The sequence below is a fragment of the Maridesulfovibrio sp. FT414 genome (genome assembly GCF_050916235.1).
Lineage (GTDB): Bacteria > Desulfobacterota > Desulfovibrionia > Desulfovibrionales > Desulfovibrionaceae > Maridesulfovibrio.
The window spans coordinates 1,364,073-1,380,371 of record NZ_CP104854.1; the positions used below are offsets into that span (position 1 = coordinate 1,364,073).

Sequence of the window (16,299 nt, forward strand, 5' to 3'; positions counted from 1 at the left end):
AACCTTTTGGGGGCCAAAGAAACCTTTGAAAAGGTTGCTTCTATAATTATGACCGGGTCATCTCAACAGATGAATAATGCAGGGTATCTTCAAAATATGCGAGGACCGCGCGAAGGGCCGCTTCCACACTGGCAACATCGCCGAGGAGCAGCAGCGATCCACCGAAGCGGTCCAGAAACCCGATCTCGACGGAAGCGGCCTTGGTTGCAACGTCGGAGGCGATGATAACGCCTTCGCTGGGAGTGATGGTCATGATGCCGATGGCCCCGGACGCGTTGTCGTCCAGTCCGAGCTTGAGGTAGATGTCCCGGTGCGGGCTGGCGATAAGATGGGCAAGGGTCACCTGCTTGCCGGGTACGTATTCCTGAATGATGCGCTGCTTTGCGCCGCCGTTATCCATCATGATCGACTCCTTGAAATATGTCCGGCACGTACGCAAAGGGGAAACGCACGTGCCGGTCGGGTGGCATGTCCTTTTATATCAGCTGGGCCTTGATTCCCTCGCTGGGGGACGGAATGACCACGTGGCTGAGGACCGGACCGGATTCGCCGACTCCGGCGACTCCGGCTTCAACGGAAGCGTTGACCGAGCCCACGTCGCCGGTCATGGTCACGAAAGCTTTACCGGCAAGACCTGCGGCCATGCGGATTTCAATAAGGGCTACATCACCGGCCTTTGCCGCTGCGTCAGCAGCAAGAATGCACGATGCTGCGGTGCAGGTTTCAATCACGCCGAGGGCATCGATCTTCGGAACAAGGGAAGTTCCGTTCAGGGCCGGGATAACGTCCATATGCACGCTGGCAATGGTGAAGTGATCCACAACCATGTCCGCGCCGATCTCGCAGCCGACTTCAACGGAACTCTTAATCGAACCGGTATCGCCGGTTACAACTACTATATATCTGCCCGGACAGGTCGGGCGGGCCATGACCAGCTCCACCTGAGCGGCCTTCAGCATCTCGTCCGCCACGTGCATGCCTACGGCTACACTGTTCAGCTCAACACAACCTATTGTACGTAAACTCATTTCATATCTCCTGTAGAGAAGATGATGCGCTCTGCGCTTTTTATTGATGCCTCCGGCGGCCCTTCGGGGACCAAAGAAACTTTTTGAAAAACGTTTCTCTGGACTCTTCAAAAACTTTTAATAAGCTTCGCAGACTCAATTCGGAGAATTTTACCTGAGAAAAAGCAGTCCGGTTCTGACTACGCTTTCCTGATGGTAACTTTGCCTTCGGCAATGCTTTCCACCACGCCGTCAATGCTGGCATGGATTCTTGCGCCCATTGCACCCTCAGGAATTTCACCGATCAGGTCGCCGCAGCAGACTTTGTCGCCAACGGATACCACGCAGGTTGCCGGGGCACCGATATGCTGTCCCAGCGGCAGGGTCACCATCGAGGGGATGAACTCACCGGCAAAACCGGGATGCACATCGTACTTTGCCAGATTGAGCCTCTGAATCAGTCTCTTGGTCGGAATGGCACGGCTTGCGCGGTACGGATTGGCCTTGAGTTCCTTGCCGGAAGACTGCCATGTTATCCGTTCACGCATGAGCACCTTCTTAATCTGAGCGTTGACCTCTCTGGGGGAAACCATCATGGGGCAGGCAAACTTCTCACAGATTCCGCACTCGGAGCAGAGCAGGGCCTCTTTGGCAGTTTCGCTTTCCAGAACATGGGCATCCAGCACGCGCATCAGCTTGTGAGGATGCAGGGAGTGGCCCAGCAGGTTTCTGGGACAGAGGTCGGTACAGCGCGAACACTGGCAACAGACGGTGTTGGTGATACGCCTGATTTTCTCCGGGTCCTTGATCTTGCCCGCCACAACGTTATGGTCCGGGGGCAGAACCAGCAGACCGCTAGTAGTCTTGGTCACCGGCTGGTTGGTATCGGGCAGAACCCGGCCCATCATGGGGCCGCCGTCCACAACCTTGTATTTGGAAATGGTCGGTCCGCCTGCGAATTCAAGCACGTCGGAAACAAGGGTTCCAACAGGCACCTTGACCACCATGGGCTTCCTGATTTCACCGCCAACAGTCAGGTAGCGGTGGGTGACAGGCTTGCCGTCCATGGCCCGGGCAACGTTGAAAAGGGATTCCACATTGCTGACCACCGCGCCCACCTGCAGCGGGATGCCGCGTTCAGGCACAGTGCGGCCGAGCACTTCATAAACCATAACCTGCTCGTCACCGGCAGGATAAAAATCTTTCAATTCGAAAAAGTCGATACGCCCGGAAGTGTCGCGGGCTACGGCGTCACGGACTGAAGCAAGAGCCTTGGCATGCTTGCCCTTAAGACAGATGATGCCCTTCTCGGCCTTGGTACAGTCAAGAATAGCTTCCAGACCGCGTACAACCGTATCGATCTCGGCTTCCATAAGATACGGGTCGCTCATGAGCAGAGGCTCGCAGGATGCGCCGTTGACCAGAACGGTATCCACGGTTGCCTCGGCTTTGACATGAGTAGGAAGTCCGGCCCCACCGGCCCCGACAACACCCGTTGCCCTGATTGTTTCCACTATATTTGCAGCCATTTTAATCACCTTTACAGTCTGTTGACTCCGGCGGTCCTGCCGGAGCCCTCCGGGGGCCAAAGAAACCTTTGAAAAGGTTTCTCTGGACTCTTCCAAACTTTTTCACCGGGGCTTCGCCGCTTCGTTTATCAAGCCGTGCTTCTGGATCTATTTCCCTGACGGGATTGCCGGAGAAGCACAGCTCCCCATCCCGGCAGAACTCATCAATACAATAGAGCGAAAGCCCGATAGGGAGTCCAGAGGGGCTTAGCCCTTCTGGTCCCGCCGAAGGCGCCCTCGGAGAGCCGCCGGAGGCAAAATCAAATTGTCAAGAGCGCAAAGCGCATCAAATAAACAGCATTTACCATGCCTTGATCAGGAGATCCTTGATGTCGTCCCGTGACGGCCTTCTGGGATTTCCTTCGGTGCAGATGTCATCGAGAACATTGCGCGCGATGGTATCGAGGCTGGACCGGAAGACGTTTTCGTCGATCTTGAGCGCCCCCACATTGTTGGGGATGCCCATGGACTCGTTCAGCCCGCAGACGGCATCGACCAGCGACCGGGTTCCTTCCTCCACGGTTGCGGACGGAAGTTTCAGCATTTGGGCGATTTCGTGATAGCGGATGCCCACGTCAAAGCTGTTGAATCGGATAACGTGCGGGAGCAGGACCGCATTTGCCAGTCCGTGCGGCACATGGAAAATCCCGCCGAGACTGTGCGCTATGCTGTGGGTAATGCCCAGCCCGCTGTTATTGAATGCCATACCGGCCATGCAGGACCCGAGCAGCATGTGCTCCCTTGCTTCCATGTCGTCGCCGTTCAGGTAAGCCCGCTTGAGATACTTGAACACATAGCGGATGGCGTACCGGGCGTAGATGGAAGTGAAGGCGTTGGCCTGCCGTGCGGTATAGGCCTCGATGGCGTGGGTCAGCACGTCCATGCCGGTCGCGGCGGTAACATGCGGGGGCAGGGTGCGGGTGAACCGGGCGTCAAGGATGGCCATGTCCGGGATAAGCAGCTCGTCGTTAAGGGGAATCTTCACCTCATTGACCTTGTCGGTAACCACGGAAATGCTGGTCACCTCGGCACCGGTTCCGCTGGTGGTCGGAATGGCAACCAGCGTGGGCCTACTTTTTCCTTCAAGGGCCTTACCGGCAAAAAATGAAATGGCCTTGGCCGCATCAATGGGCGAACCGCCGCCGATGGCGATTATCAGATCGGCCTGATGCTGCAGGAAAAGCTTTGCGCCCCGGATTACGGTCTCAAGGGACGGATCCGGTTCAACTTCATCAAAAACAATGCAGGGAATCCGCATGCGGTCCAGATGGGTCTTGACCCGGTTGACAAAACCGGTCTTGACCATGAACGCGTCGGTTACAATAAATGCCTGCTTTGCCGGGATTTCCTCCAGAGTCTCCAGAGCGTCATCACCGTAGCAGATCTTTGTCTTACCGTAGAATTGAGTCACGGTTTCTCCAATAAATCAGATGCGAGAGATTAAATATGAGCCTTTACGGCTTCAGCAATGCTGAAACTGAGTTCCTTGAGCTGGGCCATGTCGGTGATCCCGTACTCTTCCTTGAGCAGCACGGCGATACCCATGACCAGACTTTCGCAACCGTCACATTTTTCCTTGGTGCAATTGGCATTGCCGCAACCATCGGCTTCATGGACATCCGCAGCATGGGCTTCGGCGTAAGCATCAGCCACGTGAACGATGCGGATTTTCCTTCTGCGCAGCTCGTCCTTTGCGCCCGGAGTCAGGAGCATGCATTTGTCTACGTTAATGGTGCCGCTTTCCTTGCAGATGAAGGAATCAAGATTGCGCACTTCAATAAGTTTCTTTTTCATATCTAGCTTACCTCTTTGATAAGAGCCCTTACGACCGAGCGGTCGGGACCGGGGATGACAACTGTATCCACAAGGTCGCTGCCCAGTACGGACCGGGCAGTTTCAGCGGCTTCCTGAACCGAAGCCACATCGCCGCTCATTACGAAATATGATTTGCCGTTTATGCCCTGCCCGGACACAAAACGGGCCAGTGCGATGTCCGCACGCTTCACTGCGGCATCGGCAGCAACAACCCCGGCGGAAACGCAGCGGCATTCCACAATGCCGATAGCCCGGACCTGTTCAAGCGGGACATCCTTTTTCAAAACCGCCATAACCTGCGGGTCAACCTGCGAGATGACGAAAGCCCCCTTCAGCGCACGCCCTGATGCGAGGGGTGCTTCCTGGGCGGCCTCAACGGAAGCGTTGACCGCTGCCCTGTCTCCGCTCACATAAATCAGGAACCGTCCTGAACAGATGGTGGAGGCGCGCAGCAGTTCAATATCCGCCGCCTTCATCATGGCATCGGCAAGGGCCGCGCCCGAAGCGATGGTCTTTGCTTCGACAATGCCCAGGGTATCCACTTACCTTGCCCCTGCGGCCTGAACTTCGTCGATGATGCCCACGATTGCGGCATCTACCGGAGCTTCGTGGTTACGCAGGGCCATGCGCGCCGAGCTGCCGGTGGTAACCAGCACCTGTTCGCCTATGCCCGCGCCAACACAGTCCACGGCCACGAAAATTTCATCAGCAGGCTTATCATCAAGTCCCATACGCTGGACGACCATGAGCTTTTCCCCGCTCAGGGCTTCCTTCTTGCGGGTAGCCCAGACATTGCCGATCACTTTGCAGATAATCATAAACCGGTCCTTACAGAGTCTTGCTGATGTTGATGTTCAGGTTCCGGGCAGCTTCCGCAGCCAGAGGAGTAACCTGTGCGGAGGGAGATACAATAAGCACAGATGCCCCCTGTGCCGCGACATTGCTGACCACTTTCTCGGTGACAAGATGTTCCCGGAACCTGAAGGTTTCAGGAGCTTTAGGCTGAAATTTTCTGAGCCCGAAGCCCGCAAGGGTCTTCTCATGGGCTTCATACAGGGCATACAGCGGCCCCGGAGCGGTCTGCGCATACGCCTGATAGCCGAACTCAATGACTTCCACGGTCCTGCCCAGAAGCAGCAGCCGCAGAACCTCGGTCATTATCCGGCCCTGAGCCTTGCCCACCGCAAGGTCGGACATCTCGCACACACACAGGGATGGTACGATGTAGCGGCTGAATCCGGCGCAGGGAGAATCCTCACCGTAAAAGAAATATTCGTATTCCCCGCCCACGCAGTCACGGACCTTTTCCGCAACGAGGCAGTCGCGCTCGGCCAGAACCAGCACACATTCACGCTTGTCCCCGCCCTGAAGCTGCTTCAGCACCTCGGCGGCTATGGACTTGACCAGCTCGTTTACGTCTACGCTCATGTTTTTCTCCAACCTAACAATTCAGGGCGATGCCCAGCGGGGTGACCAGAAACGGGTTTGCAGGCTTGTAAACAGGTCTGCCGACCTCCTTCTCCACCACTTTTTCCATATCTTTTAGGCAGCAGGTTCCGCCTACGAGATAAACTGCCGAAACATCGCGCCCGGAAATATGGTTCCTGACGATGGTGCCCATTTTCTGTATGACCGGACGGACAACCGGCAGAATTTCATTCTGGCGGTCCTTTTCCTTCTTGAGTGCCTCGGCCTCTTCGAAACCGATTTTGTAGCTGCCGGAAAGAACAAGGGTCACATGGGTTCCGCCGGTAGCTTCATCGGCAACATAGGTAACCTTGCCGTTCTCAAGCACTGAAAGCCCGGTAGTACCGCCGCCGATGTCCACTATGACGCCGTTTTCCAGCCCCAGCACGGCATTTGCCGCAGTGGGTTCGTCAAGAATGTTGGTTACCTCAAGGCCTGCGCCCTCCACCACGTACTGGTGGGTGGTGCAGTCCTTCTTTCCGGTCCCCGGAGGCACGGCAATGGCGGCATGGGTGAGCTTGCGGCCCAGACGCTCTTCCAACTCACCCACCAGCTTGCGGGTGATGCGGGTTGCACCCATGTAGTCCACAACCAGACCGTCCTTGATGACCCGCGCAAATTCCATGGCACAGGCCACTGGCTCTTTCCTGCTGTTCAGGACCACAACCACAATGTACGCGGTTCCCAGGTCCACACCTACAAAGAGCTGCTCGTCGGCACTGACCGGAACTGTGTTCTCGATGCAGGCCTCAAGAGCGCTTATCTGCTGGTCTATTGCTGAAAAATCCATTTTTACATCCTGTTGCCTTCGGCGACCCTCCGGGGGCTTAAACCCTTTTGCAAAAGGGTTTAAGAATCCCAAAACCTTTTATCGGGGCTTCGCCGCTTCGCTCATCACGCCGTGCTTTTGAATTAATTCCCCGCCGGAGGCCAAAAATGATCATCAAAGCGCTTCAGCCAAAACAATGGCAATCCCGCGCAGTGTCCTAGCGGACAATCTGCCCGGCAACGGTCTTGTTCCAGCCTGCGCTGTTGCCTTCGTCCGGATCGATATGCATGGCCAGCTTGAAAGCGTCGTTGATGCGGACAACAACGTCTTCAAGAATAATAGGCCGCTCGCTGTCCAGACGCACGCTCACGCGGTCGTTGTCATGCACGCCGAACTTTGCTCCGTCTTCGGGAGCCATGTGAATGTGGCGTGCTGCTATGATGACGCCTTCTTCGAGTCCGACGATTCCGGTCTGGGAAGCGAGGATGATTCCGGGTGTTCCCTTGATGTCACCGGACTGGCGCACCGGTGCATCCACGCCGAGGATACGGGCATCGGTCTTGGAAATTTCCACCTGTGAGCTGGTACGTGCAGGGCCGAGTACGGCAACGTTGTCCATTACGCCCTTGGGACCGATAAGACGGACCCGCTCCTGACAGAGAAACTGTCCGGGCTGGGACAGTTCGCGTACCGGAGTCAGGGGGCCGCCGAAAAGTTCGATTGCATCATGCTCGCTCAGGTGCACGTGGCGGGCGGACAGTTCTACGGGGATGGGCTCCCCTGCGCGTTCGGACACGGAAATATGAGGAGCCTGTTCCTTGAGCTGCCGGATCACACCCTTGATGACCCCTTCCATGATTTCATTGATGGCTTGTTCGTTCATGCTCATTTCAGTCTTTGAAAAATATCTGGTTAATCCGGTATCGCGCTTGCGGCACGGTACGAACGGTCTGCACAATTTCGTCGGGCAGCGGAGGGCGGCAGGACGTTCTGCCACTCCTCCACTATCCTGTAGTCACGGAGAGCTTTTCCGGTGACTTGCTGCTATTAATTAGCCCTCAGCTTTGGGAAGGATGATTTCAACTTCGCTGTGAGGACGGGGGATTACGTGAACGCTGATCAGTTCGCCAACGTTCTGGGCTGCTGCTGCGCCTGCATCGGTTGCCGCCTTGACAGCACCAACATCACCGCGAACCATAACGGTTACCAGACCGCCGCCAACCTGGCTTTTACCTACCAGAGTAACGTTAGCTGCTTTTACCATTGCGTCCGCTGCTTCGATTGCGCCGACGAGGCCCTTGGTTTCAATCATACCCAGTGCATTTGAAGATGACATGTTTGTTCTCCTTTAAATGTTTATCGGCCTTTGGCCGTTTGCTACTCCCCGGAAAGGGAATGACGTTCTATTTCAATTCAGGATGCCTGTTTTGGGCTTCCTGCTTAAACCATTGCTTTGAGCTGCTTGACGATCATGGCGGTGATAGCTTCCACGTCAATGGACTCGGCACCGGTCTTTGCAGGTGCGGAATCACAGCAGACGTTGCCGAGATCGTAGGCAATTCTTCTGATGTTCATGAGGTTCAGCGGGGTCACGTTGTCAGAAGTGGAGCTGCCGCCCACGGTTCCGCATCCAAGGGTGAAGGAGGGGAACAGTGAAGTGGAGAGACCGACCGCGCCGTGAGTGGACGGGGTGTTCACCAGCATTCTGGAAACGGGTTTCTTCAAACCGAACTCGCGGATTACTTCCTCATTGTGGGAATGGATGGACAGGGAGTGCCCTACGCCGCCGTTTTCCAGAAGAGCATGGCAGGTTTCACAGGCTTCCTTCCAGTCTTCAACAACGTAGAAACCGAGAAGAGCGGTAAGTTTTTCCTTGGAGAAGGGATAACGGGGACCGATTCCCTTTTCATCGGAAATGAGCAGACGGGTTCCGGCAGGCACGGAAATTCCGGCCAGCTTGGCAATGTACTGAGCATCGCGGCCTACTATATCAGGGTTCATGGAACCGTTGGCACGCTCCATTACAGCCTTTACCCTGGTGAGGTTTTCACCGTGCAGGAAGTAACCGCCGTTGGCTGCGAGAGCAGCCTTGACCTTCTCGGCAATGCAGTGCTCGGTTACAATGGACTGCTCGGATGCGCAGACAGTTCCGTTGTCGAAAGTCTTGCTCTTGAAAATCTTGGCTACGGCATCTTCGATGTCCGCGGTTCTTTCGATGTAGGCAGGAACGTTACCTGCTCCAACACCAAGAGCGGGGGTACCGGAGCTGTATGCAGCCTTGACCATACCCGGACCGCCGGTGGCGAGGATAAGGTCGGCAACCTTCATGAGTTCACCGCTGCCCTGAATGGTGGGCACGCTCATGACGCTGACCAGATCTTCACACACGCCGCAGTCGTGCAGCACGGAACGGATCATTTCAACGGTCTTGCCGATGCACTTCTTCGCGCTGGGGTGCGGGGTGAAGACAATGGCGTTCCCGGACTTCAGGGCGATCATAGATTTGTAGATGGTCGTGGAAGTGGGGTTGGTGGAGGGAACGATCCCTGCGATAACACCCATAGGCACGGCGATCTCCACGATCTTGTGTTCCTTGTCGTCCTTCAGGACACCGAAGGTCTTCATGTCCTTGATCGCTTCCCAGAGGCTTTTGCTGGCCAGAACGTTCTTGGCCTTTTTGTCCTCAACCTTACCGAATCCGGTTTCTTCCACCGCAAGGGCGGCAAGGGGTTCGGCCTGGGCGTATGCTGCATCTGCAATGGCCTTCACAATGGCGTCGATGCGTTCCTGATCCAGTTCCTGCATCTGTGCCTGAGCCTTTTTGGCGGCACGGACCAGTGAACGGGCTTCCTGAATGGATAATAAATCCTTGTCTACCATGGGATTACTCCTCTATCTGACTGGTAACATTAACAATCGCGTCAATCAGGGTTTTCTTGGGCGCATTCCTGACCTCTTCGGGGGTCAGGGAAATTCCGCTCAAGCTTCGGGCGATCTGCCGAACCCTGCTGATTTTCATTTTCTTAAGTTGGGAAATTTTATACTGCCCGCCCTCTTCTGCTGTCACAGCAACGGAATCAGCAACGGTCTTTGTTTCAGGAGCAGGATCTACCGATGGTTCTGCCGGAACCTCGGTGTCTGCCTCTACTTCAATGGTTTCCGCTGAAACTGCTTCTGAAACTTCAGCGACAACGGGAGCAGCGGTCTGCTCTTCCACGGCTTCAACGGACTCTTCCGCCGGGGCAGCCGGGACAGGTGTTCCGGTTCCGATGATGCGGGAAAGCTCATCGTAGTGACGGGCGATGACGTTCTTTGAAAACAGCTGTGCACCCTCGATACGGCCCAGTGCCCTGACAGCGGCATCAACTGAGGCCTGCACAGCGGAAATTTCACCGGCTACGGTTATGGTCACCAGGCCGGAACCGACCTGATTCTTTTCCACCAGAAATACATCTGCGGCCTTGAGCATGGCATCCGCGGCTTCAATTGCGCCGACCAGCCCCTTTGTTTCTATGAATCCAAGTGCGTACATAACTCAGTTCTCCATCATCCCCGTCCGGATCAGTGTCTGACCACTGTGACCGGAAAATCGTACTTCCTGATGCTCTGCTCAATGCGCTCAAGATCGGCATCGCCGAGCTTGGGGTCCCCTTCCACCGGATATGTCCAATCAAGCTGGGTGTATTTGTTGACTCCCATCTTGTGATAGGGCAGCAGGTCCACCCCTTTGAAATTTTTGTGATCCTGATACGGCTTGAGCAGCTCGATCAGATCAAGGATCTCGCGTTCACCGTCGTTCACGCCCTTGAGCAGAGGCATGCGGATCTTCACGTTGTGCCTGTTCTCCAGCAGCCAGACGAGGTTGGCGAGGATCATCTCGTTACGCACGCCGGTAAGTTCGCGGTGACGTTCGGAATCCATGTGCTTCACATCGTAGAGGAACAGGTCCACGAAGGGAGCGACCTTGGCAATGACCTCGGGCCGGGCGTAACCGCAGGTTTCAATGGCGGTATTGATGCCGCGCTGTTTGCAGACCTGCAGCAGGCTGGCCGCCGCTTCGGGCTGGGAAAGTACTTCCCCGCCGCCGAGAGTCACTCCGCCGCCTGATGTCTCGTAAAAAGGACGATCTTCCTCGATTATTTCCATAAGCTCGGAAATAGTTCTGGATTCACCCATGACAGCCAGAGCCTTTTCAAAACAGACCGGCTCGCATTTGCGGCAGCCGATGCACTCGGCTTCGCGGTCCACGTAGTGCTTACCGGCATTATCCATCCTGTGAACACCGGCGGGACAGACGGATACGCAGGCTCCGCAGTTCACGCAGGCGTCCTTCTTGAACAGGACCTGAAACCGCTTCAACTGGCCCTCGGGGTTGGAGCACCATTCACAGCGCAGGGGGCAACCCTTGAAGAAGACGAGAGTACGAACTCCCGGACCGTCATACATATTGTATTTCTGTATGTTGAATATCTGTGCTTTGCGTTCAATCACGGTTCTTTCTCGCGCTGTCAGTTACTTTCAATCCCTAGGAATGCCTCCGGCGGTCCTGCGGAGCTCATTTTGATACGCTTCGCAGTGTTGACGATCTGATTTCGCCTCCGGCGGCCAAAGGAGCTAAGCCCCTTCGGAATCCCTATTAGTTTTAGCCCTTATCACTCATCTTTCCCGGCGAACCTTCAGGGGCATCGGGAGCGAAGCCCGCTGAAAGTTTTTGAAGGGGAGTCCAGAGTGGAAACTTTTGCAAAAGTTTCCACTCCGGCCCCCGGAGGGACCGCCGGTAGGCCCTCAATTAAAGTTCATGCAGCATGGTACGGCTGATGATCTCGTCCTGTACGTCCTTGCAGAGTTCGACGAAGAAGGCACTGTACCCGGCAACGCGGACAACGAGGTCGCGGTACTTTTCGGGGTGCTTCTGGGCGTCGAGCAGGGTTTCGTTATCGAGATAGTTGAACTGCATCTCACCGTTGCCCAGCATGCAGGCGGTACGGATAAGGGTGATGATGCCGTTCTTGCCTTCCGGTGTTTCAAGAAGACCGGACATGAGCTTGAAGTTGTGAACCATGCCGATGTTCATGTTGTCGTTGGCCATCTTGGAAACGGACTTGATGATGGCGGTAGGCCCTTTGTAGTCCGCGCCCTGAGTGGGGCTGATACCGTCGGACAGGGGCTGCCATGCACTGCGGCCGTTGGCGGATGCGCCAAGCAGCTGTCCGAAGGGGGTGTTGTTGGAGATGGACAGGGTGCCGTGACTCAGTACGGAGTACAGGGTCTTGAACTTGCGGTGCTCGGTCTCGGTGAAATGAACGAGATCGGCGGCAATGAGGTCGGCGTAATCGTCATCGTTACCGTACTTGGGCGCGGCAATGCAGTCGGCCTTGATCTGGTCGTAGCCTTTGAAGTCGACCTTGAGGGCTTCATTGAGCTGGGCAAGGGTGTACTTCTTGTCTTCGTAGACCAGCTTCTTGATGGCGGCCATGGAATCAACATAGGTTGCCAGGCCGGACCAGACCACGCCGGGTCCGAAGTTGTACATGGCTCCGCCGGCGGACACGTCCTTACCTGACTCCATGCAGCCTTCGTACATGAGGGACATGAGCGGCTTGGGTGCATGGTCGCGGTGAATGCGCTGGGAAATTACGGTACCCACGCTGGACCACTTGGTCACGTACTTGATCATTTCCTTAACGGCATGTTCGAACTTTTCGTAGGTATCGAAAGATTCGATGGGACCGAAATCAGGGCAGACCTGTTTTCCGTACCAGAGGGGCACGCCGTTGTTCAGGACCAGCTCGATGCAGATGGGCCACTGGGTGTAGGCAGTGGAGGTCCACTGGTAGAGGCGGCCGGACTTCTGGGGTTCAACACAACCCATGAGGCAGTAGTCGCGTGCATCTTCAATGGATACACCCTTTGCGAGCATCATCTTGATGTGGGAATCATCAAAGTGAACTGCGGGGAAGCCCATACCGGAGCGGATAACATCAACAATCTTTTCCAGATACTTCTGGGGAGACCTGTTGTGCACACGGGTGGCCAGTGAGGGCTGGTAGATGCGGACGTGACGGACCGCATCCATGAGCAGGTAGGTCAGGTCGTTGGTTGCATCAAGGCCTTCGCGGGTAACGCCGCCCACGCACATGTTGACGAAGGGCTGGTAGCCCGCGAAGAACTTGGATGCGCCTTCACTGGTAAGCCACATCATTTCGGACATCTTGATGAGCATGCAGCCAGCGAGGTCAAATGCTTCATACTCGGTCATGCGTCCGGCTTCGAGGTCCGCCTTAAAGAAGGGGTACATGTACTGGTCAACACGTCCGATGGACATACCGGTCTGGTTTTCCTCCACAACCAGCAGGGACTCGATGGTCCATACTGCCTGGATGGCTTCCCAGAAGGTTTCGGGCTTGTGGGCAGGAACACGGGCGTTGACTTCGGAAATCTTCAGCAGCTCGGCCATGCGCTTGGGATCGGTTTCCTTGTAGGCAAGCTCGGCGGCATAATCGGACATGCGCTTTGCGTAGATCATTACGCCGGTAGCGGTCTCGATTACGGACTTGTAGAAATAGATCCTGTCGATATCTTCAGGATTTTCGTAATCCAGATGGGCAAGGTGCTCTTCCGCTTCGGCAATGATGTCGAGCATCCCTTTCTTCATGAGGATTACATCGTAACCGGGGTTGGAGTCTCCGCCGCCGTTGGTTGCGTGGTAGGAGCAGTCGGAAACATAGGACTCGCCCGAGAGTTCCCACATACCTGCTTCGCGGTACTGGCCTTCGCAGTACTCATCAACGGACTTGGCTTCCCAGAAGGGGAAAATCTCGTCCAGCAGCACCTTCTTGTCTTCTTCGGACACATAGAAGGGGTCCTGGGGACGGGTTGCGATGGTATCCAGCTCGGTTTTCAGCCAACGCCATGCGATATCAGGAGAGAAAGCACCGGCACGGGGTGCGCCGTTGGGCGCGCCGACGATGAGTTCACCTTCCTGTATAACCAAAGGCGCTGTTTCGCAGCAGTAGCGGAAGCACTTACCGCGCAACAGCGCCTTCGGCATTCCGGGGTTCTCTTTGGCAATCTTGGTGATTGCGCGTGCTCTGTGAGTGGTAATACTCGGAACATGCTTAAGAAATTTTTCCTTGAGCTGTACGTGACGTTCGGTAGGACCGTCAGGGATACCTGCGGTTGCATATGCGGCAACCACGGAAGGCTTCGGCTCGGTCTTGAAGATCTCTGCGGATACGCCTTCGAATATTTTTTTAAGAGAGGCCCGCTCATCTGGAGTCAGGTTCTTGGTCGCTTCTGCGAGCTTATTGGAAAAAGTTTGAAGATCCACTTTCTTTCCTCCGTTTAGATACTGATTTAATTAACGATCCGCAGGATCATCTATGGCTTCTATGGCTTTTTGCAGGATCTGTTGAATGACCTGCACCATGGCTGAATTGTCTATCTTTGCTTTCTCAAAGCCTGAACGGACCGCAGTTGAGTTATCCGGAACGTCCGTAATGTCCTCCATCCGCCTGACCCCGTAGCCGACCTTGCGGGTATAGACGAGGTTCAGGGGCGAAACATTGTCTGAAGTTATGCCGCGCCCGGCTGAGCCGCTGCCCAGAGTCATGGATGGAAAAAGATTGGTGGTGACGCCCATGCCCCCGAATGCCGCCGGGGTGTTGACCAGCAGCCTGCCCACAGGCTTCTTCAGGGCAAACTGGCGGATAACATCCTCGTCTGTGGAATGGATCACCAGTGAATGGGCATTGCGTTCGTGAAGGAGCAGCTCAATGCACTTTTCGCAGGCGTGCATCCAGTCATCCTCCACGTACAGGGCCAGAACAGGGGCCAGAAATTCTCTGTAGTAAGGATCGGTTTCGGAAACATACCTGCGTTCGGCAACCAGCACGGTCACGGATTCAGACACACAGAACCCGGCCCGGCGGGCCAGCACATGGGCCGGAAGCCCGGCCACGCCTTTCCTGCGTTCGCCGGTCGGCGAGAAGAAAAGTCCGGCAAGAGCATCTGACTCGGTTTCGGTCATGAAATATGCGCCTTCAGACTTGAGCGAGCGGCGGACATCCTCGGCAATACAGGAATCGACAACGATGGATTGCTCCGCCGATGGAGCAATCCCGTTGTCAAAAGTCTTGCTGGCAATGATGTCACTGACGGCCTGCCCGATGCGGGCGGTACGCTCAATGAAAGCCGGACCGTTGCCGGTTCCCCCGTAGATGACCGGCTTGCCGGTCCGCTGCGCGGATTCGATCATGCCGGGAACCCCGGTAACCATAACCAGGGATACGGCCCTGTGATTCATAAGCTCGCAGGTTCCGCTCTTGGTCACGGTTTCCAGATAGGAAAGACAGCCTTCGGGCAGCCCGTGGGCTGTGGCGGTCTCGATCATGATATCCAGAACCCGGCCGATGGAGCGTGCAGCTCCGGGATGGGGGGAAAAAATGATTCCGTTCCCCGATTTGATGGCGATAAGCGTATTGTAGACAGTGGTTGAAACAGGGCCCGTCACCGGGCAGAGAGCAGCAATGACCCCTACCGGAACACCGATGTCGGTAATTCTCTTCTGCGGGTCTTCGCCTATGACTCCCACACAGCGCATGGAACTGAGTTCCGCGCAGACCTGACGGCAGACAAAACGGTTCTTGAACAATTTGTCCTGCCATCTGCCGCCGTCGGTTTCCTCGTGGGACATGCGGGCCAGATCTTCGGCATGCGCGTCAACGGCGCGTGCGACATGGCCGACTATCTCGTCAAGCTTCTCCTGGGGGAAAGTCGCCAGCCTCTTCTGTGCTTCAAATGCATTTTCCGCCAGAATTCTGGCCTGCTGGATGGATAGCAAATCGTTATCGACAATCATCACTTACCCCTTTTTGCTGCTAGGTCCCTGTTTCTCCTGCCCTGCTGCCGCGCTAGGGAAGCAGATTCTCGATGGCGTAACGTTCGGTGATCTTTTCCAGATCGCGGTGGGGGGTGGGAATAACCAGAGAGCTGTACACCTCGGTTCCCATGTGTTCCACGGCCTTCACACCAGCTTCAACTGCGGCCTGACAGGCTGCAACATCACCCTGCACCAGTACGGAAATATAACCGGAAGCAACGTTTTCGTAGCCTATGAGTTCGACATCTGCGGCTTTCATCATTGCGTCCGCTGCTTCGAGCACGTAAACAATGCCGAAAGTTTCAATCATGCCCATGGCCCGTGGTCTGGGGCCGGATTCATTGGATTCGTCTCCGCCCTCCACGGCGTGGACGGAAACAATGTCACCGACTCCGCGAATGGGGCGGGGCATTACGTTCTGAGCGGTGAGCTTTCCGATTTCAGCGGCGGCTGCTGCTCCGGCTTCAACGGAAGCCTTGACTGCAGCCACATCACCCTTGACCATGATGGTCACCAGGGTGGAACCGACGTTCTCGTATGCAACGAGTCTGACGTCAGCTGTTTTCAGCATCTGGTCCGCACCATTGATGGCCGGGACCATTCCAAGAGTTTCGATAAGCCCGAGGGCCTCTTCGCCTTGATACCTCATGTTCTCTCCGTTGAGCTGGTACTTCATTCAAAACCATTGCTTCTGACTTCTGACGGATGCTTGACTTAAGAATCCACCGTTTCCACATCCGAATCCAAGCCTAGCCCCTCACCCAAAGGGGAAGGTCAACGGTCTTTTCAAAT

At 55.7% G+C, this 16,299-nt stretch carries 17 protein-coding genes; all 17 read right to left on the reverse strand.

Annotated features, from left to right (window positions below):
• Positions 1 to 46: 46 nt before the first annotated feature.
• Entirely contained in the window at positions 47 to 403 is a 357-nt protein-coding gene (locus N7E73_RS06020) for a BMC domain-containing protein (RefSeq protein ID WP_432738134.1), read from the reverse strand.
• Between the two features lie 73 nt (positions 404 to 476).
• Positions 477 to 1,028, reverse strand: coding sequence for a BMC domain-containing protein (locus tag N7E73_RS06025; protein WP_432738135.1), 552 nt, complete (start codon positions 1,026 to 1,028; stop codon positions 477 to 479).
• Between the two features lie 179 nt (positions 1,029 to 1,207).
• On the reverse strand, positions 1,208 to 2,536 hold the full coding sequence (locus tag N7E73_RS06030) for a 4Fe-4S dicluster domain-containing protein (RefSeq protein WP_432738136.1): 1,329 nt from the start codon (positions 2,534 to 2,536) through the stop codon (positions 1,208 to 1,210).
• A gap of 340 nt (positions 2,537 to 2,876) precedes the next feature.
• Positions 2,877 to 3,986 carry a 1-propanol dehydrogenase PduQ gene (locus N7E73_RS06035; protein WP_432738137.1) on the reverse strand — a complete coding sequence of 370 codons (1,110 nt, stop codon included), beginning with the start codon at positions 3,984 to 3,986 and terminating at the stop codon, positions 2,877 to 2,879.
• Between the two features lie 29 nt (positions 3,987 to 4,015).
• Entirely contained in the window at positions 4,016 to 4,369 is a 354-nt protein-coding gene (locus N7E73_RS06040) for a hypothetical protein (protein ID WP_432738138.1), read from the reverse strand.
• A 2-nt stretch (positions 4,370 to 4,371) separates the two neighbouring features.
• A complete protein-coding gene (locus N7E73_RS06045; RefSeq protein ID WP_432738139.1) occupies positions 4,372 to 4,932 on the reverse strand; it encodes a BMC domain-containing protein in 561 nt (186 codons plus the stop codon).
• Positions 4,933 to 5,208 carry a EutN/CcmL family microcompartment protein gene (locus N7E73_RS06050; RefSeq protein ID WP_432738140.1) on the reverse strand — a complete coding sequence of 92 codons (276 nt, stop codon included), beginning with the start codon at positions 5,206 to 5,208 and terminating at the stop codon, positions 4,933 to 4,935.
• A gap of 10 nt (positions 5,209 to 5,218) precedes the next feature.
• Complete coding sequence (locus N7E73_RS06055) at positions 5,219 to 5,818, reverse strand: hypothetical protein (RefSeq protein WP_432738142.1); 600 nt, start codon at positions 5,816 to 5,818, stop codon at positions 5,219 to 5,221.
• A 13-nt stretch (positions 5,819 to 5,831) separates the two neighbouring features.
• Entirely contained in the window at positions 5,832 to 6,647 is an 816-nt protein-coding gene (eutJ, locus tag N7E73_RS06060) for an ethanolamine utilization protein EutJ (protein WP_432738143.1), read from the reverse strand.
• Between the two features lie 196 nt (positions 6,648 to 6,843).
• Positions 6,844 to 7,623: a phosphate propanoyltransferase gene (locus tag N7E73_RS06065; RefSeq protein WP_432738144.1), complete on the reverse strand. Its 780-nt coding sequence runs from the start codon at positions 7,621 to 7,623 to the stop codon at positions 6,844 to 6,846.
• Between the two features lie 54 nt (positions 7,624 to 7,677).
• Positions 7,678 to 7,962 (reverse strand): ethanolamine utilization microcompartment protein EutM, encoded by a 285-nt coding sequence (gene eutM, locus N7E73_RS06070; RefSeq protein ID WP_432738145.1) that lies wholly within the window; start codon positions 7,960 to 7,962, stop codon positions 7,678 to 7,680.
• A gap of 104 nt (positions 7,963 to 8,066) precedes the next feature.
• A complete protein-coding gene (locus tag N7E73_RS06075) occupies positions 8,067 to 9,506 on the reverse strand; it encodes an acetaldehyde dehydrogenase (acetylating) (RefSeq protein WP_432738146.1) in 1,440 nt (479 codons plus the stop codon).
• 4 nt (positions 9,507 to 9,510) lie between these two features.
• The gene (locus N7E73_RS06080) at positions 9,511 to 10,158 is read right to left on the reverse strand and encodes a BMC domain-containing protein (protein WP_432738147.1); all 648 of its coding nucleotides are present in this window, start codon (positions 10,156 to 10,158) and stop codon (positions 9,511 to 9,513) included.
• Between the two features lie 29 nt (positions 10,159 to 10,187).
• A complete protein-coding gene (gene cutD, locus N7E73_RS06085; RefSeq protein WP_432738148.1) occupies positions 10,188 to 11,117 on the reverse strand; it encodes a choline TMA-lyase-activating enzyme in 930 nt (309 codons plus the stop codon).
• 298 nt (positions 11,118 to 11,415) lie between these two features.
• Positions 11,416 to 13,956, reverse strand: coding sequence for a choline trimethylamine-lyase (gene cutC / locus N7E73_RS06090; protein ID WP_432738149.1), 2,541 nt, complete (start codon positions 13,954 to 13,956; stop codon positions 11,416 to 11,418).
• 30 nt (positions 13,957 to 13,986) lie between these two features.
• Positions 13,987 to 15,486, reverse strand: a complete 1,500-nt coding sequence (locus tag N7E73_RS06095) for an aldehyde dehydrogenase family protein (RefSeq protein WP_432738150.1) — start codon at positions 15,484 to 15,486, stop codon at positions 13,987 to 13,989.
• Between the two features lie 52 nt (positions 15,487 to 15,538).
• Entirely contained in the window at positions 15,539 to 16,156 is a 618-nt protein-coding gene (locus tag N7E73_RS06100; RefSeq protein ID WP_432738151.1) for a BMC domain-containing protein, read from the reverse strand.
• Positions 16,157 to 16,299 lie beyond the last annotated feature (143 nt).

Excerpts from the sequence above, each read along its gene's own strand:
- N7E73_RS06100 (WP_432738151.1), bottom strand. The coding sequence starts at position 16,156 with ATGAGGTATCAAGGCGAAGAGGCCCTCGGGCTTATCGAAACTCTTGGA.
- N7E73_RS06030 (WP_432738136.1), bottom strand. The coding sequence starts at position 2,536 with ATGGCTGCAAATATAGTGGAAACAATCAGGGCAACGGGTGTTGTCGGG.
- N7E73_RS06095 (WP_432738150.1), bottom strand. The coding sequence starts at position 15,486 with ATGATTGTCGATAACGATTTGCTATCCATCCAGCAGGCCAGAATTCTG.
- N7E73_RS06020 (WP_432738134.1), bottom strand. The coding sequence starts at position 403 with ATGATGGATAACGGCGGCGCAAAGCAGCGCATCATTCAGGAATACGTA.
- N7E73_RS06050 (WP_432738140.1), bottom strand. The coding sequence starts at position 5,208 with ATGATTATCTGCAAAGTGATCGGCAATGTCTGGGCTACCCGCAAGAAG.
- eutJ (WP_432738143.1), bottom strand. The coding sequence starts at position 6,647 with ATGGATTTTTCAGCAATAGACCAGCAGATAAGCGCTCTTGAGGCCTGC.
- N7E73_RS06055 (WP_432738142.1), bottom strand. The coding sequence starts at position 5,818 with ATGAGCGTAGACGTAAACGAGCTGGTCAAGTCCATAGCCGCCGAGGTG.
- N7E73_RS06080 (WP_432738147.1), bottom strand. The coding sequence starts at position 10,158 with ATGTACGCACTTGGATTCATAGAAACAAAGGGGCTGGTCGGCGCAATT.
- N7E73_RS06025 (WP_432738135.1), bottom strand. The coding sequence starts at position 1,028 with ATGAGTTTACGTACAATAGGTTGTGTTGAGCTGAACAGTGTAGCCGTA.
- N7E73_RS06040 (WP_432738138.1), bottom strand. The coding sequence starts at position 4,369 with ATGAAAAAGAAACTTATTGAAGTGCGCAATCTTGATTCCTTCATCTGC.
- eutM (WP_432738145.1), bottom strand. The coding sequence starts at position 7,962 with ATGTCATCTTCAAATGCACTGGGTATGATTGAAACCAAGGGCCTCGTC.
- N7E73_RS06075 (WP_432738146.1), bottom strand. The coding sequence starts at position 9,506 with ATGGTAGACAAGGATTTATTATCCATTCAGGAAGCCCGTTCACTGGTC.